A 25,363-nucleotide genomic window follows, 5' to 3' on the forward strand; every position below is an offset into this window, starting at 1 on the left:
ACTTTACCCTATTCTGAAAAAGAAAAATATGATCTACGTCACACTTTTGAAATTTAACAAAAAATTTACATACTTTTTTGCAGACAAAACATACAAAATAGAGTTATATTTAGACTATGTTAATTTTTAAACCAAATTTGGGACGCCATCATGCGATCTATTAAACTATCATTATCCTTTAATAGACACCTATGACGTTCACAAAAACATAACATAAACACAACAAATGACAAAAGGAGTGAACCATGTCTGATTTAACAGCAAAACTAAGTTTAAGTGATGGTCGAGAATTTGATTTGCCAGTACATAAAGCCAGTTTGGGATACGATTCCATTGATGTACAAGCACTCAGTAAAAATCACTTATTCACCTTTGACCCCGGTTTAATGTCCACCGCTATGTGTAAATCGGAAATTACCTATATTGATGGGGAAAAAGGGATTTTATTACACCGCGGTTATCCGATTCATGACCTCGCCATGAAGTGTGATTATTTAGAAGTGGCGTTCTTATTGCTTTATGGCGAACTCCCTGACAAAGACGATTATGCGGAATTTAGCAAAGTGGTACGTAAACATACCTTAGTGCACGAACAATTATCCCGTTTCTTCCACGGTTTCCGTCGTGACTCACACCCCATGGCGGTGATGTGCGGGGTCAGCGGTGCGTTGGCCGCATTCTATCATGATGTACTAGATGTGAGTGATGAAGAACACCGTACTTTAACCGCACTTCGCTTATTAGCCAAAATGCCAACCTTGGCGGCCATGTGTTATAAATATTCCATTGGGCATCCGTTCATGTTCCCACAAAATAACCTCTCTTATGCGGGGAATTTCTTACATATGATGTTTGCCACCCCGTGCGAACCTTATGTCGTCAACCCTGTATTGGAAAAAGCCATTAACCGTATTTTGATTCTGCACGCTGACCATGAACAAAATGCGTCAACATCAACAGTACGGACAGCCGCCTCCTCTGGTGCGAATCCATTCGCTTGTATTGCGGCGGGGATTGCCTCTCTTTGGGGACCAGCGCACGGTGGAGCCAATGAGGCTTGTATCAAAATGTTAGAAGAAATCGGCACCGTGGATCGTATTCCTGAATTTATTGCTCGAGCCAAAGATAAAAAGGATCCGTTCCGTTTAATGGGATTTGGTCACCGTGTGTATAAAAATTACGACCCTCGTGCCAAAGTCATGCGTGAAACTTGTCATGAAGTATTACAAGAATTAGGCATTAAAACCCCATTGCTACAAGTGGCCATGGAATTAGAACGCATTGCCTTAACCGATCAATACTTTATTGATCGCAATCTCTATCCAAATGTGGATTTCTATTCCGGTATTATCTTAAAAGCCATTGGTATTCCAGTGTCTATGTTTACCGTGATCTTCGCCTTAGGTCGTACCGTAGGTTGGATTTCCCACTGGAAAGAAATGTACGATTTCGGCACCTTAAAAATTGTGCGTCCACGTCAAGTGTATACGGGTTATACTGAGCGGGAATTGGAAACCGATAGAGAATAATCAACTCAATGATCTCAACAAAAAGTGCGGTGAAAAACACCGCACTTTCTCTTTTTATCTCGTCTAGCTTGTTTCGTCCTACAAAATCTGCGCCAGAAATTGACGTCCTCGTTCAGATTTTGGCTGACGGAAAAATTCATCCGGTGGCGTTTGTTCAATAATACTGCCTTGATCCATAAACACCACCGAATCCGCTACTCGTTGAGCAAAGCCCATTTCATGGGTCACACATAACATGGTGATACGTTCTTGTTCGGCCAGTTCCACCATCACATCTAACACTTCTTTCACCATTTCAGGATCCAATGCCGAAGTGGGTTCATCAAATAACATCACTTTCGGTGACATACACAAAGAGCGTGCAATCGCCACACGTTGTTGTTGTCCGCCTGATAATTGCCCAGGGTATTTATTAGCTTGATCGGCAATTTTCACCCGTTCTAAATAGCCTAAAGCGGTATCAATGGCCACTTGTTTGTTCTTTTTTAATACCCAAACTTGTCCTAAAGTCAGATTTTCCAACACCGTCAAATGCGGGAATAAATTAAAATGTTGGAACACCATGCCCACTTCACGGCGAATTCGTTCCAAGTGTTTCACATTGTTATCTAACACCACGCCATTCACGGTCAATTCCCCGCTTTGATGATGTTCTAAGCCGTTAATGCAACGAATCATGGTTGATTTACCCGATCCTGATGGCCCTGCAATCACGATTTTCTCGCCCTCATTCACGCTGAGATTGATATTCTTCAGGACATGGAAATCACCATACCATTTATTCACATTGCTTAATTGCACCATGACTTTAGACACAAATTCGCTCCTTATATCGCTTTAATTAACGCTGTCTGGCCAACTCTAACCGTTGCTCAATATAACGGGAGTAGCGAGACATCGCATAACAAAAAATAAAATAAATAAACCCAATAAAGACGTAAGCCTCTACGCTAAAACCTTGCCACTGCGGATCCGCTAAAGCGACTTTGGCCGAGAGGGTTAAATCATAAATGCCGATAATCACCACCAACGAGGTATCTTTAAAGATCGAGATAAAAATACTCACTAACGGCGGAATCACCACTTTTAAGGCTTGTGGCAAGATAATAAGTCGCATACTTTGCCAATAACTCAACCCTAACGAGGCGGCGCCCTCAAATTGTCCTTTCGGTATGGATTGCAATCCACCACGCACTACTTCGGCAATATAAGCGGACACATACACAATCACGGCAAGTTGCGCACGAAGTAATTTATCCAATGAAAAACCATCCGCAAAGAACAACGGCACCATCACCGAGGCCATAAATAACAAGCTGACAAACGGCACGCCACGCACCAATTCAATATACGTAATGGATAATGAACGAATAATTGGCATGTCTGAACGGCGACCTAAAGCCAGCAAAATGCCTAATGGCGTGGCAAATAAAATCCCGAAAATCGCCAAAATCAACGTGATAGGCAAGCCACCCCAACGTGCGGTTTCTACTTCAGTTAAACCAAACAAACCGCCGTGCATAAGCACGCCACAAATGGCCAAGACAATCAACCAAATCGGTACTAAGGATTTTCGCCAAAAACGTGGAATGGCACTCAAAACAATCAAGCCAATCAACAAAATGCACACAATAAACGGCCGCCATTGTTCATCAAAAGGATAAATGCCCAATAAAATCATGCGGTATTTATGCTGCACAAAAGACCAACAAGCCCCTGTTGAGGCATGACAGGCTTGCCCGCTGTCTGCGGTGAAATTCGCTTGTAATAATCCCCATTCCACCACGGCAGGAATAGAAAAGAGCAAGAACCACAACACTAAAATCGTGGCCAAACCATGTGCGGGTGTGGCAAATAAATTCTGTTTTATCCACAATCCCACGCCAGTTTGTTGTGGCGGACGAGCTGGCAAAGGCTCAGAAAGTGATTGCGGTGCAGAAAGTGCGGTGTTTTTTTCGCTTAAATTCATCGTTTCCCTACCTCTCAACCAATGCCATACGTTTGTTATACCACGCCATAAATACTGCAATGCTGATACTGATGGTAAAATACGCCAACATAATGATCATCACTGCCTCAATGGCTTGGCCCGTTTGGGTTAACATCGTGTTGACAATAGATACAATATCTGGATAACCAATGGCTACGGCTAATGAACTATTTTTAGTGAAGTTCATAAAGGTATTACTCATAGCAGGAATCATTACCCGTACCGCTTGTGGCATAATAATTAAGCGCAAGGTTTTAAGCCGAGATAATCCTAAAGATTCCCCAGCCTCCCATTGGCCTTTATTCACACTTTGAATACCCGAACGCACGATTTCGGCAATAAAAGCGGCAGTGTATAACACTAAGCCTAATAATAAAGCCGCCAGTTCTGGACTAAAATGCCAACCATTAACAAAATTAAATCCTTTAAGTTCGGGTTTGACGACGTCCAGTTGCCAACCTGATAACAATGCTGCCAATACAGGGAAAATCACAAAAAAAGCCAAGCTAATAGAAAAAACTGCGGTAGTTTTTCCGGTTTTATTTTGTTTATGTTTCGCCCAAAAGGAGAAAATAACCGAGGCAATGAGCGCAAATAATAGGCCAACGAGCATCCAAGACACCGAATCCCCTATTAACGCAGGGATTTTTATACCACGATTTGATAGAAATACCCCGTCTATCGGGTTTAAGGCTTGACGAGGACCGGGTAAATTTTCAGTGAGTAAGGAATACCAAAAAAATAAGTGAATCAATAATGGGATATTACGCATCACTTCTACATAAATCGCCGCCAATTTATTGACTAACCAGTTGGCAGAAAGCCGAGCTACGCCAATAACCGTGCCGAGAAATGTAGCCAATACAATCCCAACAAAAGAGACCAGTAAGGTATTAAAAATTCCGACCTTGATGGCTTGCCAATAAGTATCCGTCAGATTATAGTCAATTAAGGATTCACCAATGGCAAAGCCCGCCTCTTTATCTAAAAAAGCGAAACCGGTTTGAATATTGCGAGCGGATAAATTATGCAGAGTATTATCGACTAAATACCAGACAAAATAAACCACGACCGCCAAGATCAGCGCTTGATATAACCAAGCTCTGGTATTGGCGTCGTTCAAAGAAAATGAGATTTTTTTCATTATATAATAACGGGGCGTCATACTAACGCCCCTCTATTTTTTAGTTAATATCGGAGAAATTAACGAATCGGTAAACCGTAATGTAAACCGCCATTCGTCCACAAATTATTTAATCCACGTGGAATTTGTAACGGGCTGTCTTTACCCACATTGCGGTCAAAACTTTCGCCATAATTGCCCACTTGCTTAATAATATTGTAGGCCCATTTGTCGTCTAGACCAAGATTTTTACCGGTTCCCTCAGTCACGCCTAACAAACGTTGAATATTTGGATTTTCGCTCTTTAATTGCGCATCCACATTGGCACTAGTTAAGCCTAATTCTTCTGCATTAAATTGGGCTTGTAATGTCCATTTCACAATGTTAAACCATTGTGCGTCACCTTGACGTACAAACGGTGCCAATGGCTCTTTAGAAATTAAATCAGGTAACACCACATAATCATCTGGGTTAGATAAACGTGAAATACGAATTGAGGCTAAACCTGACGCATCCGTAGAATACACATCACAACGACCAGAGGCAAAGGCATTGACGACTTCATTAAATTGGTCAAACACGACTGGCGTATATTTAATGTTGTTTGCTCTCGCCCAGTCTGCTAAGGTATTTTCGTTTGATGTACCGGTTTGTAAACAGATAGTTGCGCCATCTAATTCTTTGGCACTTTTCACACCAAGATCTTTTTTCACCAAGAACCCTTGTCCGTCATAGAAATTTACCCCTGGAGATTGTAAACCCTGTGCTGTATCACGTTGTTGAGTAATCGTGGTGTTACGGGTTAATACATCAATTTCACCCGTTTGAAGTGCAGTGAAACGTTGTTGAGAATTTAGTGGCACGGTTTTAAATTTAGTCGCATCACCAAATACCGCAGCCGCCACGGATTTACACAAATCCACATCTAATCCTTTCCATTCGCCTTTATCATCAGGTGCAGAAAAACCCGCAAAGCCGGTGGTGGTACCACAAATCACATGACCACGTTGTTTTACGGTATCTAAAGTTGAAGTGTCAGCGGCAAAAGCATTGCTACTTAATACGGTCGCCACGGTAGCAGCTAATAAGGTTAATTTTTTCATAAAATTCTCCAAAAGGGCTAAAAATTAAATTGGGTCAACTTTAATAAAAAAAGAGTATGTAAGCAAATAAAATTACAGCATATCAAAGAAGATTTGGTTATAAGGGGAAAATGGCGTAAAAAATACCGCACTTTTTTGTTATTTTTAATACTAGGAATACAAATCTACTGGATAACTTCATCATTTTCACGCTCACGCATTATTTTAGCTAGTGTTATAAAGCGTTCAAACAAAGCAGGAGGTACACAATAAAAAGCAAGTTCGTTACGGTTTAGAATGGCCACTGCATCTCCTTCACCCGCGGCAACAGTGGCCATTGGGTTAATTTTTAGCTCTGTAATACTGGCAATGGTATTGGTTAGAATAGTACTTGGCATGATTATCACCTTTTTAATCGTGTTTAATTTAGTGTTTATTATGGTGCTATTAGAAAATTATGTCAATACAAAAAACACCAGAAAAAAACCGCACTTCTGTCATATCACAAAAGTGCGGTCGATATTTACATTATTTTTGAATTAATGAATACTCGTACTCACCGTCGTACGATTTGCCCGTTTGCGATCATTTTCCGTCAATAATTTCTTACGAATACGGATTGATGTTGGCGTAACTTCCACTAATTCATCATCATCCAAGAATTCAATGGCTTGTTCAAGGGTGAATTTCACTGGCGTGGTTAAGACAATCGCATCATCTTTACCTGACGCACGCATATTGGTGAGTTTTTTACCTTGCAAACAGTTCACGGTTAAATCGTTAGAACGGCTATGAATCCCGATAATTTGACCTTCATACACTTCCACACCGTGATCGATCATCAATTTACCACGCTCTTGTAAGCCAAATAAGGCATAACCCAAGGCTTTCCCTGTAGCGTTAGAAATCAATACGCCGTTTTTACGTTGCCCGATTTCACCTGGTTTAATATCGTCATAATGGCTAAATGTGGAATAAAGCAAGCCTGTACCTGATGTCATGGTCATAAATTCGTTACGGAAACCAATTAAGCCACGGCTTGGGATCACGTATTCTAAACGTGTACGGCCTTTGCCATCTGGTTGCATGTCTTTCACTTCGCCTTTACGAATACCCAAGGCTTCCATCACAGAACCTTGATGTTGTTCTTCAATATCAATGGTGACTTGCTCAAATGGCTCTTGTTTTTTGCCGTCAATAGTACGATAAATTACTTTCGGACGAGATACGGCTAATTCATAGCCCTCACGACGCATATTTTCGATTAACACCGATAAATGCAATTCGCCACGACCAGAAACACGGAATTCATCTGGGTTTGGGGTTTCTTCCACACGTAATGCCACGTTATGTACTAACTCTTTATTTAAGCGTTCTAAAATTTGGCGAGAAGTCACATATTTACCCTCTTTACCACAGAACGGAGAAGTGTTAACACAGAAGAACATGGTCACGGTTGGCTCGTCAACACTTAATGCTGGCAAAGCCTCCACGGCATTAATGTCACAAATCGTGTCTGAAATATTCAGTTCACCTAAGCCAGTAATCGCCACGATGTCGCCGGCAAAAGCTTCATCTTCTTCATAACGTTGCAAGCCTAAATGGCCTAATACTTGACCAATACGACCTTGTCGAGTACGACCCTCGCTATTAATTACGGTCACCGCTTGGTTTGGTTTCACCGAACCACGTTTAATACGCCCAATACCGATAACGCCCACATAACTGTTATAGTCTAATTGGGAAATTTGCATTTGGAACGGTTCATCAAGATGCACGGCTGGCGGTGAAACATGTTCCACAATAGCCTCAAATAATGGCGTCATATCTGGAGCCAATTCTTCGTGTTCTAAGCCTGCCACGCCCATTAAGGCGGATGCGTAAATAATAGGGAAATCTAATTGTTCATCTGTCGCACCCAAGTTTACAAATAAATCAAAGACTTGATCCACTACCCAGTCAGGTCTAGCCCCTGGACGGTCAACTTTGTTAATCACCACAATCGGTTTTAACCCGTGAGCAAAGGCTTTTTGGGTCACAAAACGGGTTTGTGGCATCGGACCATCAAAAGCGTCCACCACTAATAATACAGAGTCCACCATAGAAAGCACTCGTTCCACTTCACCACCGAAGTCGGCGTGTCCTGGGGTATCTACGATGTTAATACGGTAATCATTCCAATTAATTGCGGTATTTTTGGCTAAAATGGTAATGCCACGTTCTTTTTCAAGATCGTTACTGTCCATCACACGCTCATCACCATCGCCACTGCGGGAGCTTGCTAAAGTGCCGGATTGTTGTAAAAGTTTGTCAACCAAGGTTGTTTTACCGTGGTCAACGTGTGCAATAATTGCGATATTACGCAATTTATTAATATCTAAATCTGCCATTAAATTGTCTTCTATTGTTTTAAAATTTTGAATTTTCTCACCGCACTTTTTCTCAGCACGGTGAAAGGTCGCAAATTATACAACTTTTTTGCACAATGAGCTATTAAATAATCCAACTAAATCATGCAGACCCATTTAGCTTAACGTTTACGCCCAAAAATGAACGAGACAATGGATAGAATAATAAAGGCACCAAATAATACTTTAGCGATTCCCACCGCACTTCCGGCAATGCCACCGAAACCTAACACACCAGCAATGATGGCAATAATAAAAAATACAATTGAATAATGTAGCATAAATATTCTCCTATTATGTTTTTAATTAAATACTTTCCATATCATGACTTTCCTGTTATTTGAACTCAGAAAGCACTTTTACCTCAACATAAATTTAACATAAAGAGAATTTTTATATCAAAAAATGCTTAAACTTGAATTTTTATAAATTTTTTATTATAATAAGCGAGTTTTGGGTATCTATGCCCACGATTGGCAAGGACTCTCACCAACTTAACTATCTAACTAAATCCCCTGTCTTGTAGGGTGTCGTAAATTAATTTTTATTTCATATATCATCTACTTTTTGCTTTATTGCCTAAAAAGTGCGGTATTTTTCGTTAAATTTTTTGGAGAACTTATTTTTGAATGTGTTACAACAAATGCGTGCTAATAGCACCTTAAAAGCCCCGATTTTTATTCCGACCACTATATTAGTGCTAGCCGTTGTGATTTTCTGTGGATTTTTCCCTGAACAAGCTCGGATTAGCTTAAATGCCGTTAAACAAGTGGTGTTTGCCAATTTTAGTTGGTTCTATATCCTAGCCGGCTCAATCTTCTTTCTCTTTTTAATCTTTTTATGCGTTAGCCGATTAGGTGACATTCGCTTAGGATCGGATAGTGACGAACCTGAATATCCTTTTGTGTCATGGATAGCCATGTTATTTGCCGCAGGAATGGGGATTGGATTAATGTATTTTGGTGTCGCTGAACCTGTTTTACATTATCTTAATCCAGTGCATCAAGGCTTAAATCAATCGGAATTGATCAAAGAGGCCATGATGAATACGTTCTACCATTGGGGCATTCATGCTTGGGCAATTTATGCCGTCATTGCCTTGGCACTCGCCTACTTTGGATTCCGTTATAAATTACCATTAACCGTGCGTTCCGGTTTCTATCCCTTGCTAAAAAACCGCTTATCTGGATTCTGGGGACATGTCATTGATACGGTTGCATTATGCAGCACCATTTTCGGTTTAACGACCACATTGGGTTATGGTGCAATGCAAGTCAATGCTGGGTTTAATGCCCTAGGCGTATTTGATAGCAATAGCTTTGGCACTCTGGCTTTATTGGTGATTATTGCCATGACATTAGCCGTCATTTCTGCCGTCTCTGGCGTCGGTAAAGGGGTTAAAATTCTCAGTGAAACCAACCTTGTATTGGCAGGAATTTTATTGGTATTTGTCATCATTTTTGGCCCAACACTCGAATTATTTTCAGGTTTAACCGAAAACCTAGGTTATTATTTCAGTTCATTATTAGAAATCAGTTTCCGTACTTTTGCCTATGAGCAGGATAAACAAGGGTGGTTAAGTGGCTGGACTGTGCTGTATTGGGCATGGTGGGCATCTTGGGCACCTTTTGTCGGCCTATTTATTGCTCGCATTTCCAAAGGCCGTACCATTCGTGAATTTATTCTCGGCGTACTCTTTGTGCCGTCATTATTTAACATTTTATGGATGACCACATTCGGCGGTTCCGCTATTTGGGTTGACCAACAAACTGGTGGTGAATTGGCGGCAATCAGTGGCAATACGGAGCAACTATTATTTGGTTTCTTCCAACACTTACCATTTACCACATTTTCTTCGTTGATTGCCTTGATTATTATCTCCATTTTCTTTGTCACCTCGGCGGATTCAGGCATTCTCGTGCTTAACAATATTGCCTCGCAAGGTGAACCTAAAGCACCGAAATGGCAAAGTGTATTTTGGGGCATTATGTTGGCAGTATTAGGTCTCTCTCTGCTCTATTCTGGTGGGCTTGATTCCTTGCAAACCATGACGTTAATTATTGCCTTGCCGTTTATGCTGATTATGTTGATCTTATGTATCGGTCTTTGGAAAGGTTTAATGATTGATGCCCAATATTTTAACAAAGAATTCTCCTCTGGCAGTGCTAATTGGAGCGGTAAAAACTGGAAAGAACGCTTAGAAAAAATCGTTAATCCAACGGATCGTAAAGACATCCGACGTTTCCTAAATAAAGTCGCTCGCCCAGCCTTTAGCGAATTGGTAACTGAATTTGAAAGCCATGGTTTAACTGCCAAAATGAACTTTATTGACGGCAAAAATCCGAAAATCGAATTTGAAGTGATTAAAGAAAACTTACGTAATTTCTTATACGGTATTGAATGCCAATCTCGTGAGCTATCAGATTTAGTGGTTGATGATGCCAACGTACCAAATATGGACGAAAACAAAATTTACGAGCCAATTACTTACTTCATTGACGGTCGTCAAGGTTATGATGTGCAATACATGACCAAAGAAGAATTGATTGCTGACGTATTAAAACAATACGAACGCTTTATGAATCTTGCCATGGATGACACCCATGACTTAATGACAGCAGATGTGGAAAATATGGCGGAGTAATCGCCATATGTACGACAAGGCGGATAAATCATTATCCGCCCTGTTGACTATTGCGTTAACTAGAATTGATATTCTAATTTCGCCCCGACATTGGTTTGTTTCACTTTTGAATCAGACACAGAATGACGGTGGTTCACTTGAAGACCAAGTCTAAATTGTGGGGTAAGTTTGAAATCGGCATTGGCTTTCACAACAACCGCATTATCCAAGCTACCAGTAGTAAATCCATCACCATTTACTCGTACTTGTTCTTTGTTTTCATTGTGATGTTCATACACCGCACCCACATTCAAATCAACGTGGTCATTTTCCCAACCGAAGTAAGAACCCACATGTTGGCTGAACACTTTAAACGGTTCGGTATGCACTTTAAGCTGTGCAGAGGATTTGTCATCAATACTCATATCAAAATGTTGATAACTTAACCCTGCCACTGGGGTAACAGAGAATTGACCTAATTTAAATTTATAGCCCAATTCTGTTCCAATTTGATATTGCTCGCCTTTAATGGTGGCAATATTTCGTTCTGTGGCGGATACTTTACCATCATGCCAGTGAATACCAAGGTGCGTATTCAATAACACATTATTCCATTCATTGTGCATTGCTAACATCAAAGAGGTAGATTTATATTTGGTTGAACTATAACCATCCGCCGCTTTTGGTGTCACTTTTTGTTGACTAAATGCCACGCCTGCATGTAATTCAGTGCTATCAGATACTGGCATATAGCTACCAAATAACGTGGTATTTTGAATGGATTCGTAGTTATAACCATAATCCGCAAAACCTAAATCCGTTTTATAGTCTGAACGAGTATGACGTTGTTCAACATAGAACCCTTTTTTCTGTTTCGCCCAAAGATTATCAGTAAACATATCACGCACGGTGGTACCTTGATACATAGCAGCAGAGTTAGCGACTAAGTAAGATGGCACTTGAGAAACCACTTGATAACGAGTAGCTGACTCTTGGGTTGCTGCTGCAGCGGCGGCTGCGACAACACTGTCTGGTGCTTCAGAGAGTGTATTTTCATTTCCACTTAAACCATCTTGTACTGTTCCATCAGGTAACGCAAGACCCTCTGCAAGCACTTGCCAAACAATTAAATCATCAGGTAAGGCTGTTGTCACACCCTCACCATTTGCTGTCACAATTAAATCGCTTGGTAATTCTGGGGCGGTTACGCCTTTACCATTTTCTGTCAAGACTAACTCAGGCAACGTATTTTCATTACCACTCAAACCGCTAGGCACAGTGCCATCAGACAGTCTATAATTTTCAGGCACGACATCCCAAGCAATCAAATCTTCCGTTGGCATAACCTCTGGTGCATCAGGCAATGGGGCATAAACCACGTTACTAACCGCTTTGCCGTCTTCTCTGATTAATTTACGATGTAATTGATAATCATAGTAATTGCCTGCACGTCCTTTCTCAAAACTGACTAATTCAAATTGATAGGCTGATTGCACTTTTTCTGCCATCGAGCCTAAAGCAAAAGCATCAATACGATCGACATCACCATGCACTTGTACCAAGGATACCCCCTCGTCTACATCATAATGTCCATCATGATTTTTATCGGAGACGCCATTGGTGACATCACCTGACAGAACAATATTCACAGGGGTTTGTGTGGCAGAGCGATAATCCCCCTCTACAATCACAGATCCATGATCCCATTTGGACATATCACTGTTATTGTTATTGATGCCGATATTTAATGCTCCAGTATGGATAAATTGCGTATCACTAGCAACAGAAATCGCATTGCTATCAGCATGTTGCACATTGCCAGCAAACAACAATGTCCCCTTGTTTACGGTCACATCATTTAATAACGCAGTTCCTGACAAGGTCAATTTACTTTCGGCAGTTTCAGGGGCATAAACTAAATTAAGATCACCACCAGCATTTCCTACATAACCGCTGAAATTGTGGCTACCATTCACCGCATAAGTAAAAGTGGCTTCGCTATCGGCTTTAGTGTTGATAATATTCCCCACCACTTCCGCACTGCGTAAGCCGGTGGTTTCTTCATTCTCGCCATTTTTAACCATAATATTTACGCCATTAAGGTCAAGATTGGCATCTTTCTCTAAGGTTAAATTGCTGAAATTGACCTGTTCAGAATCGGCTAAACGCACAGTGGCATTGGCTTTAACGTCAACTTTTGCATAGGCTTGTTTGTCACCCTTTTCATCCGCACTTTGATTTAATGTGGCAATTCCTTCACGCACTTCTAGGTTGGCAAGGTTTTTACCTTTGCCGACTTTAATCATTTCGCCATCGCCGATTTTGTAGAAAGTTTCTTCATGTGGGCTGTTTAGGGTCACTTCTTGATGTGTATTATCTCTGACATCACGATAGATAAAATTACCTTGCCAGAATAACTCTTCTAAATTAAACCGCACATATTGAATATCCCAACCTGATTTACTTTCATACAAAATACCTATCGAACCATCTGGTAACTCAGTTAAACTGTTGTAAGCATACTGCCCTTGTGCATCATCTGCTGCTTCAAAACCTGTACTATATTTCCATTCAATGGAACCATCCTCTTGTACTTCACCCAACCAAGCCTTACCATTTGAACGAGTCGTCGCATGTGGATTTGCAAATACTATATATTCTTTACCATCAATTAATTTAGAATATTTAATCACAGATAATTGAGAATATGGATCAACCAAGGTTTTATCAGAGTCAACTGATGTCCAATGATAACCCCCATCTGTACTGGTCGAAATTTTTACGTGACCGCTACGATTACGAGAAAATAATTTTAATTGACCATTATTTAATTCAATCACTTGAGATTCTGTTAATTCTTGAGAATTGTCTGAAATATATTCTGAACCACCCTCATCACTATACAAGTAATCATTTGGTGACTCCCCTAATTTCCAAGTTACACCACCATCTTCACTAATAATCAACGCAGCAGATTGTTTATTCAGCGTATTTGTATAATACACTGGCATAACTAAATTGCCATTTTTTAATTGAATCCCTGTTCCTGGACCAGTCCCTAAGAAACGCATCCAATCTTTTTTCACTTGTTGAGATACGTTGACCGGATTGGACCACGTTTTACCTTCATCATCACTATGTGTAAGCCATAAAGAAACTGTTTTTTGAGCTTTCAACGGCGCACTATGATTCCCTTCATAGCTAGATAACAAATAAATATTACCTAAAAGGTTTTCACCATCATAAAGATCACCTAAATCTTTAAAATGTTTATCAGCATCACCATTTATCACTACATGATAGGTCGTTTTTTCATTGGATTCATTATAAACCGCCCCATTTTCACGAATAGTATAGATTTTCCCAGCACTATCGGTTAATTTTTGATAAGACTTACCATCAATCGTGATGTAACCACTGCCTTCCCCTTCCTGATTACTAATATTACCGAAACCACTTGATTCAGGGAACATATCCACCAACATAAAAATACGGCCTGAATTTTGATCTTGAACTAATAATGGGTCAATTAAAAAAGCAGAATTAGCAGGATTATTGCCTACTGTATAAGGTTGGCTTGCTAAATCAATTACGGTTTCTGCAGATTGCCACGTTTTACCGCCATCTAAACTACGGTGAATAATCGTATCAATGTTTCCCCAGTCATACCAGTGTGCATAACGTTTATCCGCTGCTGCAATTACCGTGCCTTTTTGGGTTGTTAAAAGAGCTGGAATACGATAACCGTAGGCGTCATCGCCTTCCCCTTCTGGAACTTGTGTGCCTTTAAAAATAGCTTCTTTTTCCGTTTTATAAGCACCTAATCCTGAGGATTTTTCTGATAAATAGGTACGCTCAGCCGTCCATTTTGTTTTATATGTTTCATCTTCAGCTTTCAACTGTTCATGTAATTTTGCGATCACATCTTCTGATAGCACGTTATCAGTAGCTCCTGCATAAGACACGTCACCTGTCACTTCATAATTATTTCTACCCGCTCTTGCAGTTTTACCCACATAAGCCGTATTTAAAGTCGGAATATCACTGAAAAATTTCGTATTACCGGTATAAGTTTTTTGCAATGCCCCATCCACATAAATTTTAATTTGATTGGTAGCTTTATCAACAGTGTAAGTAATCGTACGTAGGTCATTGCTCGCCTCCATCGTTGGCGTCAATAAGTCTGCATTTGGAATTAAATTTTTACCACTTGCATCACGAATTTCAATACCATATTGGTCATATTGTTGACCATTTTTAGTGGTTCTTGATGTATAAAATGCAATATAAGTATTTGGCTTGCTTGAATCAGATACACCTAAAATACTATAAACACCATTTCCTTTCGTATTACTATAACGGAAAGTCAATGACCCACTATCTTTTGAAAAAATACTATTAGTCTTAAATTGATCAGTCACGTCTACTGCATTTGAAAACGGCATATCACCGCTATAATTGAAAACTGAATCCACTGCAAAAGTTGAACTGCTAACCGCCGCTGAAATTAACAAAGATAACGCTGTTTTTTTAAGTAACTTCTTCATAATTGTCCCCTTACAAGGTGTAAATGAAATGATAGAATAGAGCAAATTTTGAATTATTTATTCAAAACCTATCATACAAAAAAAAAAAAACTCCAGTAAAGCGGGAAATTTCAAAAATGAGAACTACGTCACAAAATTTTTGAAAAAAAAGTAAAAATTAAGGGAAAACGAGAGGGATTTTAGAAAAATGATAGAGGAAAACCAGAAAATTGCCCCGCACTTTCGTACGGGGCTAAACAAATCACGCCACTCCGTGGCTAAATTTTGGAGAAAGAAAAAAAGATACGGAGCATCGTTACGATTCTTAACCCTGTACGATAGTGCAGGGTAACAAGGTATCAATTCAACAAGTTTTTAATCTCTTCCGCCGATAAATCCGTAATCTCCGAAATAGTCTGTACATCAAAACCACGAGAGAGCATTTTAACTGCATTTTCTTTAGCATTTTTCAATTCACCTTGCCGTACCCCCTGCTTCACCGCATAATCCATTACTGCTTCTTCGTCCCATTTGCGTTTTAGGCTAACGTCATACATATTCTTTTCCTCCTTGCTAAAGTTGGCATATTCAGCAATGTTAAACAATTTTTCAAAAATCGGTTTTCTTAGATAAGGTGAAAGTTTGTCCAATTTTGTCATATTTTTAAGTACAAACAACCACCGTTCTAAAAAAGGGCTTTACTTCAATCGTAAAACCCTAATAAGCAATCCGTAGGCATCAATTCAGCAATTTTTTAATATCCTCCGTCGATAATTCTGTAATTTCTGAGATGATACGTGCATCAAACCCTAAAGAGAACATTTTACGGATATGTTCCTTTAGAAGCTCTGATTTTCCTTTCTCTACCCCCTGCTCTAATCCCTGCTGCATCCCTTGCTCTATCCCCTGCTTCACCGCATAATCCATTACTGCTTCTTCGTCCCATTTGCGTTTTAGGCTGACATCATACATATTCTTTTCCTCCTTGCTAAAGTTGGCGTATTCAGCAATATTAAACAATTTTTCAAAAATCGGTTTTCTTAGATAAGATGAAAGTTTGTCCAATTTTGCCATATTTTTGAGTACAAACAACCATCGTTCTAAATCGGTTTCTAGCTGTTCTTCTTTTTTGTGGAAGTTCAGCAATTCTATGTAGATAAAGCCCAGTCTATCATAAAATAACTCCCCTGTCTTTCGGTTGCATAAGCAAATATCGTGCAAATAATCGGCTGTATTTGAAAAGCGAAATCGATCCATAATGACGACCACATAAACTTCACTGATGGCATAACGCCATCCACTTCGATCACCTTTGGGAGCTTGGTCGCTGATAAGTTTGCTGCCGTAATATAACGTGCGTGCTTTAAAATTTTCTTGTGCACTGCGTTGTACTTCGATGATAAATTGGCTGTCGTCATCGGTGGTACAAATCAGGTCAAAAATCACCGCACCTTGTGAAAGTGTGTCGCCAACTTGTTCATTTTTGTTATAAGTCAGATCCTTGATGACTTTTTTGCTTTTAAATAATTCGTTCAAAAATGAAATCAGTAAATCTTTGTTCGGTTCAGTACCAAAAATGCGTTTAAAGCCGTAATCTGTGGTGAGATCGATATAACGTGAGGGTTTCATTCTGTGTCCTTAATGTGATTGAATTAAAGACAGCGTAGAACAACGGCAACAACACTGCAAATAGCCTTGTTCATTTTTGGAATACAGATCACAAAAATCGTAGTTGGAGTATGCCCGACAATGAAACCATTGCAAATCCCCCCTTTTTTCCATTAAGATAAGCACTATTTCCATCTTCTTAACGCAATATCATAATGAACAACGCCTTTTTCCAATTAGACATTTCCACTCAACCGCAAGATCACAAACTGCTCGGCAACGTCCTTGTGGGTGCTGATAGTTTTGCCTTAAGCCAAATTGCCCAACAATATCAAGAGCTAACCGTTATCATCACGCCAGATAGCAAAACCGCGGTGCGTTTAGAAAAAGGTTTACGCCAAAGCCTATCTTCCGTGCAACTGTTTCCCGATTGGGAAACCTTGCCTTATGATGCGTTTTCGCCCCATCAAGACATTATTTCCGCACGGCTAAGTAGCCTGTTTTATCTTCAACAAGCCAAATCGGGCGTGCTGATTTTGCCGATTACTACATTAATGCAACGCCTTTGTCCGCCGTCTTTTTTAAGCCAAAATGTGCTGTTGATTAAAAAAGGTGATCGACTAAATATTGAAAAAATGCGGTTGAACCTTGAAAATGCAGGCTATCGAGCGGTGGAGCAGGTATTGGAAGTGGGCGAATTTGCCGTACGGGGTTCGCTGTTGGATTTGTTCCCAATGGGGAGCAGCGAGCCATTTCGGTTGGATTTTTTTGATGATGAAATTGACAGTATTCGCACCTTTGATGTGGACAGCCAACGTACGCTGACTGAAATTGACAAAATTAATCTGTTGCCTGCTCACGAATTTCCTACCGATAGCCGTGGCATTGAATTTTTCCGCAGCCAATTTCGGGAAACCTTTGGCGAAATCCGCCGTGATCCCGAGCATATTTATCAGCAAGTGAGCAAAGGCACACTGGTGTCGGGCATTGAATACTGGCAACCGCTGTTTTTTGAGCAAATGGCGACCCTGTTTGATTATTTGCCGCCAAACACCCTATTTGTGGATCTTGACGGCTATCAAACCCAAGGCGAGCGGTTTTATCAAGATGCAGAAAGCCGTTTTGAAAGTCGCAAAGTGGATCCAATGCGACCGCTGTTACCTCCCGATCAACTTTGGCTCAAAATTGATGAAATTAACCGCCGTTTGAAGCAATATCCACGCATTTCATTAAAAACCGAAACCTTGAAAAAATCCGTTCGGCAAACCAATTTAAGCGTAAATCCGTTGCCTGAGTTGCAAATTCAAGCCCAACAAAAAGAGCCATTACAGGCATTACGCCAATTTATCGAACAATTTGACGGCAAAATTTTATTTTCGGTAGAAAGCGAAGGACGGCGAGAAACATTATTAGATGTATTAGCACCGTTGAAAATTAAGCCGAAACAGATTAATGATTTTAACGATGTTTTAGGGCAACAATTTAGTTTACAAATCAGCCCGTTAGATCAGGGATTTATCCTAGAAACATCAGAAAAAAGTGCGGTCAAAATTGCGATAATTTCTGAAAACGAACTACTCGGCTCTCGTGTCCAACAACGCCACCGTGACAAACGCAAAAGCGTCAATCCCGATACACTCATTCGCAACCTTGCAGAACTAAAAATCGGACAAGCAGTGGTACATTTAGATCACGGTGTGGGGCGTTACGGCGGTTTAGTCACCCTTGAAAACGCTGGTGTGAAAGCGGAATATTTGCTGTTGACTTATACCAACGATGCCAAACTTTATGTCCCCGTGGCGAGCTTGCATTTGATTAGCCGTTATGTAGGCGGCGGTGATGAAACCGCTCCACTACATAAATTAGGCAGTGATGCTTGGGCAAAAGCTCGCACTAAAGCCGCCGAAAAAATTCGTGATGTGGCGGCGGAACTGCTTGATGTGTATGCCGAACGTGAAGTAAAAAAAGGCTTTGCGTTTCAATATGATAAACAAGACTATCAAGCCTTTGCGGCAACGTTTCCATTTGAAGAAACCCTTGATCAAGAAATGGCAATTAATGCGGTGATTTCCGATATGTGTCAACCGAAAGCGATGGATCGGCTGGTGTGTGGCGATGTGGGTTTTGGCAAAACCGAAGTGGCAATGCGTGCCGCATTTTTGGCGGTGATGAACCACAAACAAGTCGCCGTGTTAGTGCCGACGACGCTTTTGGCTCAACAACATTTTGACAATTTCAAAGATCGCTTTGCCAATTTGCCTGTCAATGTGGAAATGGTGTCACGCTTTAAAACCGCCAAACAGCAACAGCAAATTTTGGACAATCTCGCCGATGGCAAGGTGGATATTCTGATCGGTACGCATAAACTGATTCAATCGGATGTGAAATTTAGCGATCTCGGTTTGCTGATTATTGATGAAGAACACCGTTTCGGCGTACGCCAAAAAGAGAAAATCAAACAGCTGCGTGCCAATATTGACATTCTGACCCTGACTGCGACACCGATTCCACGGACGCTCAATATGGCGATGAACGGCATTCGGGATCTGTCGATTATTTCTACGCCACCAGCCCGCCGTTTAACCATTAAAACCTTTGTGCGACAAGCGGACGATCTCACCATTCGGGAAGCGATTTTGCGTGAAATCCTGCGTGGTGGTCAGGTGTATTATTTGCATAATGATGTGGCAAGCATTGAAAAATGTGCAGAAAAAATCACCGCACTTGTCCCTGAAGCAAGGGTGACGATCGGTCACGGACAAATGCGGGAACGGGATCTTGAACGGGTGATGTCAGATTTTTATCATCAACGCTTTAATGTGTTGGTCTGCTCCACCATTATTGAAACGGGCATTGACGTGCCAACGGCGAATACCATTATTATTGAACGGGCGGATAATTTCGGTTTGGCTCAACTGCACCAACTGCGTGGACGGGTGGGACGTTCCCATCATCAAGCCTACGCTTATTTGCTCACACCGCCACCAAAATTGATTAGCAAAGATGCAGTAAAACGCCTTGAAGCCCTTGAAAGTTTGGATAATCTCGGGGCTGGCTTTATTTTGGCGACCCACGATTTAGAAATTCGTGGTGCAGGCGAATTACTTGGGCAAGAACAAAGCGGACAAATTGAAAGCATTGGTTTTAGTCTGTATATGGAATTGCTGGAAAGTGCGGTAAAAGCGATGAAAGAAGGGCGTGAACCAAGTTTGGACGAACTCACCCAACAGCAAGTGGACATTGATTTGCGTGTGCCTGCCCTGTTACCTGATGATTATTTAGGCGATGTGAATATGCGGTTGTCATTCTATAAACGCATTGCAGGGGCAGAAAATAAAGCGGCATTGGACGAATTGAAAGTGGAATTGATCGATCGTTTTGGGTTATTGCCCGAACCAACAAAAAATCTATTGCAAATTGCCGAATTGCGTTTAATGGCAAAACGATTAAAAGCCATCAGAATAGATGCTACCGCTCACGGCGGTTTTGTGGAATTTAACCCAACGGCAGATATTGATCCAATGAAATTCTTGGCCTTAATCAAACAACAACCAGCGGTATTTAAATTTGACGGCCCAACGAAATTTAGATTCACCTGCAATTTAGAACAGACAAAAGTGCGGTTGGAATTTGTGGGGAATTTGTTGGGGAGTTTGGTATAAGGTGGGGATTCCCCCACCATAAAAAGATAAGTTTAATATAATGAGTATTACAAAAAAGACATATCAAAATTAAACGGTAATAAATCTTTGATCGAATACGTTTTAAAAATCTCGCCAGAAATAGATGCAAAATAGATTTCGATATTTTGGGCTTGTTTGGTTTCATATTCCAAAATACTTTGCCGACAGGCTCCACAAGGCGGAACCGGGCTATTTTTCATTTCATCTTCTGGTGCCCCCACCACAAATATTTTTAAAATCTTTTGATCGGGATAATTCGCTGATGCCCAATAAATAGTGGTTCTTTCCGCACATAATCCAGAGGGATAGGCTGCATTTTCTTGATTATTGCCTGAAATAATTTCGCCATTTTCCAATAACATGGCACAACCTACTAAAAAATGGGAATAAGGCGCATAGGCTTTCTTTCTCGCAGAGCTGGCAACCTCAAATAGGATTTTCTCAATATCATTTAACTCATGGCATGATTTAAAATTTTCATAGTGGATATTCAGTTGTTTTTGCATTTATTTTTCTCCTCTTGTGTGAGCGTTATTCTAACCCTTTCAACAGCATATAGAAATGATTATTATATTTTTCTTAAAAAGAATAGACCCTTACGGCCTTTTTGCTATACAATTTTAACCACCAAAATTAGCCTAATTCAATAAAAGGGGAAAACCATGTATTTAGATCAAATTAAAGCCGAACTGGTTGAGGCACAAGATGTATTAAATAAATTTGTTGCCGATGAAAACAATATTAAATTGATTCAACAAGCCGCACTACTCATTTCTAACAGTTTCAAACAAGGCGGTAAAGTCCTTTCTTGCGGAAATGGCGGATCCCATTGTGATGCTATGCACTTTGCTGAAGAATTAACTGGCCGTTATCGTGAAAACCGTCCGGGCTACCCTGCCATTGCGATTTCTGATGTGAGCCATTTAAGCTGTGTGAGTAATGACTTTGGCTATGAATATGTGTTCTCCCGTTATGTCGAGGCCGTAGGACAAAAAGGTGATGTATTATTTGGCTTATCGACTTCGGGCAATTCTAAAAATATCTTAAATGCCATTGAAGCCGCTAAAGCCAAAGGTATGAAAGTCATTGCCATGACAGGCAAAGATGGCGGAAAAATGGCAGGATTAGCCGACGTGGAAATCCGTGTTCCACATTTCCGTTATGCGGATCGGATTCAAGAAATTCATATTAAAGTAATTCATATTTTGATGATGTTAATTGAATTTGAAATGGCGAAAAATTCGTAAAAACCCTCACCCTAGCCCTCTCCCAAAGGGAGAGGGGACTTTTTTGTTATTATTATAGATTTGTTTTCCCCTCCGCTCCCTCTGGGATATGGGATAGTTTTGTTATTATAAATTTGTTTTTTTCTCAATCTGCCCCCTCTCCCTCTGGGAGAGGGTTGGGGTGAGGGTGAAAATAAATTATATTTTCAGACAAACGCACCCGCCCCTGCGCTCCAAATGGGGCCCCGTCTAAACCGCCTGAGTGTTTTGGTATTTTTAGCTAAATTTTGCCTGTCTGAGCGTAGCGAGTAAAGAAAAAGTAAGTCGCCCATCGAGCGAAACCCGATCTCAATAAACCTTAAATTATCAATAAAACCACCGCACTTCCCCCCCAAACAATAAATTTTTATTCAAATTCAACATTTCATATTGCATACTTATGCAAAAATAAGTAATATATTTTCACTCAACCAATAAAGAGAATATCCACCAATGACCATTAGTGTTCAAAATCTCAATTTTTTCTACGGCTCAAGCCAAGCACTGTTCGACATAAACCTCAGTGCAGAAGATGGCGATACCGTGGTATTACTCGGCCCCAGTGGGGCGGGTAAAAGTACGTTAATTCGTACCTTGAATTTATTAGAAGTCCCAACGTCAGGGCTATTAAAAATTGCCAATAATCAATTTGATTTATCCCAAAAAAGCGATCCAAAACAGATTTTACAGTTACGTAAAAATGTCGGCATGGTGTTCCAGCAATATAATTTATGGCCACACTTTACGGTATTAGAAAATTTAATCGAAGCCCCCATGAAGATCTTGGGGTTAGACAAGGAAACGGCAAAAAGCCAAGCACTTGAACTATTAACACGTTTACGTTTAGCAGAACATGCGGATCGCTTTCCATTACAGCTTTCAGGCGGTCAGCAACAACGTGTGGCCATTGCTCGTGCGTTGATGATGAAACCGCAAGTGTTGTTATTTGACGAACCTACGGCAGCACTGGATCCTGAAATCACGGCTCAAATCGTGTCGATTATTCAGGAATTACAGGAAACAGGGATTACCCAAGTGATCGTCACCCACGAAGTGTCCATGGCTCGTAAAGTTGCCACTAAAGTGGTGTATATGGAACAAGGGCATATTGTGGAAATGGGCGACGCCAGTTGCTTTGAACATCCACAAACAAAACAGTTTAAACAGTATCTCTCTCACTAACTTTTATATTAATCACAAGGACATAACATGATGAAAAAATTACTTTTAACTGCACTTTTCGCTAGCACCGCATTTGCTGCTCAAGCACAAGATATTAGTTTCGCCATGGAGGCGAGCTATCCTCCTTTTGAAATGACCAATGAAAAAGGTGAAATTATTGGCTTGGATGTGGATGTAGCTAATGCCATTTGTAAAGAAATTCAAGCCAACTGTACTTTCCAAAATCAAGCCTTTGATGCTTTAATTCAAGGATTAAAACAAAAACGTTTTGATGCAGCGATTTCGGCTATTGATATTACGGAAGCTCGTGCTAAACAAGTGTTATTCAGTGATGCTTACTTTGCCAGTGCGGCGACCTTTATTGCCAAAAAAGGCGTGGATTTTAATAGCATTAAAACCGTGGGCGTACAAAATGGTTCAACTTTCCAAAGCTATATTGTGAAAGAAACCCAATATACCCCGAAACCTTATGCCTCTTTGCAAGAAGCGGTATTAGACATTAAAAATGGTCGTATTGATGCGATCTTCGGCGATATGCCTGTGTTGTTAGATATGATTAACAACAACGAGGGCTTGGCCTTTTCTGGTGAAAAAGTGGAAAATTCAAGCTACTTCGGTAATGGCTTAGGGATTGCGGTGAATTTGAAAAATAAAGACTTAGTCGATCAACTCAACAAAGGTCTCGCTGCCGTGAAAGCCAGTGGCGAATATCAAAAAATCTATGATAAATGGATGACGGCGAAATAATGTTTTTCGATTACTTGCCCTTAATGTACGCCGCCACCCTAATGACCTTAGGGTTGGCGGTGTGTTCACTGATTGTGGGGTTATTTTTTTCGCTGATTTTCACCTCACTTGAAATGAATAAAGCCAGTTGTGTGCGAAAACCCACCGCTGTATTCGTTAGTTTGTTGCGTGGGCTACCCGAAATTATTGTGGTCTTGCTGATTTATTTCGGTTCAACGGAATTAGTCGAGAAAATCACCGGTGAATATGTAGAATTTAGTGCCTTTAGTTGCGGTGTGTTAGCCCTTTCTCTGATTTTTGCCGCTTATGCCTCGCAATCCTTGCGTGGGGCTATTCAGGCGATTCCAGTGGGGCAATGGGAAAGTGGGGCTGCACTGGGGTTAAGTCGGCCTTATACCTTTATTCGCTTGGTGTTACCGCAAGTTTGGCGACATGCTTTGCCCGGATTAAGCAACCAATGGCTAGTGTTGTTAAAAGATACCGCCTTGGTGTCGTTAATTGGTGTCAGTGATTTAATGCGTCAGGCAGAATTAATTAATACTCGCACCCATCAGCCGTTTACGTGGTATGCACTCGCTGGGTTAATTTATTTAGCGATTACTCTGATTAGCCAAGTGTTTATTCGCAAACTTGAAGTGCGTTTTACCCAATTTGAGCGTGGGGTGAGATAATGTGGCAAGATTATTTATCGGTGATCGCACAAGGGATCCCAACCAGTTTGTTATTAACCGCCGTGTCGTTGACGATTGCTTTTTTATTGGCCGTGGTGCTGACCTTTTTACTTTCCTTGGGGAATAAATGGGTAAAAAGTGCGGTGAATTTTTATCTAGTTTTATTCACTGGCACGCCGTTATTGGTACAATTCTTTCTGATTTATTCGGGACCGGGGCAATTTCAATGGATTGTGGATAGTCCGTTATGGTTGTGTTTATCTGACGCTTGGTTTTGTGCCATGTTAACCTTGGCATTAAACAGTGCCGCCTATTCAACTCAACTGTTTCATGGTGCGGTGAAAGCGATTTCCAAAGGCCAATGGGAAAGCTGTTCTGCCTTGGGGTTAAGCCGTTGGCAAACGCTGAAAATTTTGGTACCTTATGGTTTAAAACGAGCCTTACCGTCTTATACTAATGAGATTATTTTAGTCTTTAAAGGGACATCACTGGCATCCACGATTACGATTATGGATATTATGGGCTATGCGAAACAGTTGTATGGTACGGAATATGATGCGATTACGATTTATGGGTTGGCAGGGTTGATTTATCTTGTGATTACGGGGATTGCGACTTATTTTTTACGCCGTTTGGAAAGACGAGTGTTGCGGTTTGAGCGGTTGGAAGTGACAAAAGCGTAAATATTTTTTGTTGTTTTTGTCATGATTTTTGGGGTTATTAAGATCGGATTTCGCCGATGGCGACTTACTTTTTCTTTACTCGCTACGCTCGCCCTTCGGGCCGTTGGCATAGCCAACGTTCAAAATCCTTTGGATTTTGTGCTCGTGCAAAGCAAAAGTAAGCAAAAAGAAAGCACGCCCTGATTTTGCCTTGTTTCCTGAAAAGGATTCAATTTGCTTAACGGAAAAGTTGTAAACTCGCTA

19 protein-coding genes are annotated in these 25,363 nt (G+C 40.6%); 8 read left to right on the forward strand and 11 right to left on the reverse strand.

Annotated elements, in window-relative coordinates:
• The first annotated feature begins 245 nt into the window (after positions 1 to 245).
• The gene (locus ACTG7L_RS03700) at positions 246 to 1,529 is read left to right on the forward strand and encodes a citrate synthase (protein WP_439327456.1); all 1,284 of its coding nucleotides are present in this window, start codon (positions 246 to 248) and stop codon (positions 1,527 to 1,529) included.
• Positions 1,530 to 1,607: 78 nt separating this feature from the next.
• Here ACTG7L_RS03700 and ACTG7L_RS03705 read toward each other — a convergent pair whose 3' ends face one another.
• The 7 genes from ACTG7L_RS03705 to ACTG7L_RS03735 form a co-directional block, all read right to left on the reverse strand.
• Complete coding sequence (locus ACTG7L_RS03705) at positions 1,608 to 2,333, reverse strand: amino acid ABC transporter ATP-binding protein (protein ID WP_439327513.1); 726 nt, start codon at positions 2,331 to 2,333, stop codon at positions 1,608 to 1,610.
• A gap of 37 nt (positions 2,334 to 2,370) precedes the next feature.
• Positions 2,371 to 3,498, reverse strand: coding sequence for an amino acid ABC transporter permease (locus ACTG7L_RS03710; RefSeq protein ID WP_439327457.1), 1,128 nt, complete (start codon positions 3,496 to 3,498; stop codon positions 2,371 to 2,373).
• Between the two features lie 7 nt (positions 3,499 to 3,505).
• Positions 3,506 to 4,684 (reverse strand): amino acid ABC transporter permease, encoded by a 1,179-nt coding sequence (locus ACTG7L_RS03715; protein WP_439327458.1) that lies wholly within the window; start codon positions 4,682 to 4,684, stop codon positions 3,506 to 3,508.
• Positions 4,685 to 4,722: 38 nt separating this feature from the next.
• A complete protein-coding gene (locus ACTG7L_RS03720; protein WP_439327459.1) occupies positions 4,723 to 5,745 on the reverse strand; it encodes an amino acid ABC transporter substrate-binding protein in 1,023 nt (340 codons plus the stop codon).
• Between the two features lie 164 nt (positions 5,746 to 5,909).
• Positions 5,910 to 6,122: a plasmid stabilization protein gene (locus tag ACTG7L_RS03725; RefSeq protein ID WP_439327460.1), complete on the reverse strand. Its 213-nt coding sequence runs from the start codon at positions 6,120 to 6,122 to the stop codon at positions 5,910 to 5,912.
• Positions 6,123 to 6,263: 141 nt separating this feature from the next.
• Positions 6,264 to 8,114: a translational GTPase TypA gene (gene typA / locus ACTG7L_RS03730; RefSeq protein WP_439257869.1), complete on the reverse strand. Its 1,851-nt coding sequence runs from the start codon at positions 8,112 to 8,114 to the stop codon at positions 6,264 to 6,266.
• Positions 8,115 to 8,254: 140 nt separating this feature from the next.
• Entirely contained in the window at positions 8,255 to 8,413 is a 159-nt protein-coding gene (locus tag ACTG7L_RS03735; protein ID WP_439242163.1) for a DUF1328 domain-containing protein, read from the reverse strand.
• Between the two features lie 344 nt (positions 8,414 to 8,757).
• Between ACTG7L_RS03735 and ACTG7L_RS03740 the strand changes: the two genes are divergently transcribed.
• On the forward strand, positions 8,758 to 10,776 hold the full coding sequence (locus ACTG7L_RS03740) for a BCCT family transporter (protein ID WP_439327461.1): 2,019 nt from the start codon (positions 8,758 to 8,760) through the stop codon (positions 10,774 to 10,776).
• Between the two features lie 59 nt (positions 10,777 to 10,835).
• Here the strand turns inward: ACTG7L_RS03740 and ACTG7L_RS03745 are convergent, their stop codons facing one another.
• The 3 genes from ACTG7L_RS03745 to ACTG7L_RS03755 all read right to left on the reverse strand — a co-directional run bounded on the left by ACTG7L_RS03745 (position 10,836) and on the right by ACTG7L_RS03755 (position 16,910).
• Positions 10,836 to 15,302 (reverse strand): exo-alpha-sialidase, encoded by a 4,467-nt coding sequence (locus ACTG7L_RS03745; protein ID WP_439327462.1) that lies wholly within the window; start codon positions 15,300 to 15,302, stop codon positions 10,836 to 10,838.
• A gap of 338 nt (positions 15,303 to 15,640) precedes the next feature.
• Positions 15,641 to 15,958 carry a PD-(D/E)XK nuclease family transposase gene (locus ACTG7L_RS03750; protein WP_439327463.1) on the reverse strand — a complete coding sequence of 106 codons (318 nt, stop codon included), beginning with the start codon at positions 15,956 to 15,958 and terminating at the stop codon, positions 15,641 to 15,643.
• 61 nt (positions 15,959 to 16,019) lie between these two features.
• Positions 16,020 to 16,910, reverse strand: a complete 891-nt coding sequence (locus ACTG7L_RS03755) for an Rpn family recombination-promoting nuclease/putative transposase (RefSeq protein WP_439327464.1) — start codon at positions 16,908 to 16,910, stop codon at positions 16,020 to 16,022.
• Between the two features lie 194 nt (positions 16,911 to 17,104).
• Here ACTG7L_RS03755 and mfd point away from each other — a divergent pair, with 194 nt between their 5' ends.
• Entirely contained in the window at positions 17,105 to 20,551 is a 3,447-nt protein-coding gene (gene mfd / locus ACTG7L_RS03760; RefSeq protein ID WP_439327465.1) for a transcription-repair coupling factor, read from the forward strand.
• 47 nt (positions 20,552 to 20,598) lie between these two features.
• On the opposite strand, the gene cdd is transcribed toward mfd, so the two are convergent.
• Complete coding sequence (gene cdd / locus ACTG7L_RS03765) at positions 20,599 to 21,078, reverse strand: cytidine deaminase (protein ID WP_439327466.1); 480 nt, start codon at positions 21,076 to 21,078, stop codon at positions 20,599 to 20,601.
• A gap of 156 nt (positions 21,079 to 21,234) precedes the next feature.
• Between cdd and lpcA the strand changes: the two genes are divergently transcribed.
• From lpcA to artM, 5 genes are all read left to right on the forward strand, one after another.
• Positions 21,235 to 21,819: a D-sedoheptulose 7-phosphate isomerase gene (gene lpcA, locus ACTG7L_RS03770; protein WP_439327467.1), complete on the forward strand. Its 585-nt coding sequence runs from the start codon at positions 21,235 to 21,237 to the stop codon at positions 21,817 to 21,819.
• A gap of 471 nt (positions 21,820 to 22,290) precedes the next feature.
• Entirely contained in the window at positions 22,291 to 23,019 is a 729-nt protein-coding gene (artP, locus tag ACTG7L_RS03775; protein WP_439327468.1) for an arginine ABC transporter ATP-binding protein ArtP, read from the forward strand.
• Positions 23,020 to 23,049: 30 nt separating this feature from the next.
• A complete protein-coding gene (locus tag ACTG7L_RS03780; protein ID WP_439242182.1) occupies positions 23,050 to 23,766 on the forward strand; it encodes a transporter substrate-binding domain-containing protein in 717 nt (238 codons plus the stop codon).
• Positions 23,766 to 24,437: an arginine ABC transporter permease ArtQ gene (gene artQ, locus ACTG7L_RS03785; RefSeq protein WP_439327469.1), complete on the forward strand. Its 672-nt coding sequence runs from the start codon at positions 23,766 to 23,768 to the stop codon at positions 24,435 to 24,437. The genes ACTG7L_RS03780 and artQ overlap by 1 nt, the downstream gene beginning before the upstream one ends.
• Positions 24,437 to 25,120 (forward strand): arginine ABC transporter permease ArtM, encoded by a 684-nt coding sequence (gene artM, locus ACTG7L_RS03790; RefSeq protein WP_439327470.1) that lies wholly within the window; start codon positions 24,437 to 24,439, stop codon positions 25,118 to 25,120. The genes artQ and artM overlap by 1 nt, the downstream gene beginning before the upstream one ends.
• Positions 25,121 to 25,363 lie beyond the last annotated feature (243 nt).

This window comes from Lonepinella sp. BR2357 (assembly GCF_051851525.1).
Taxonomy (GTDB): Bacteria; Pseudomonadota; Gammaproteobacteria; order Enterobacterales; family Pasteurellaceae; genus Lonepinella.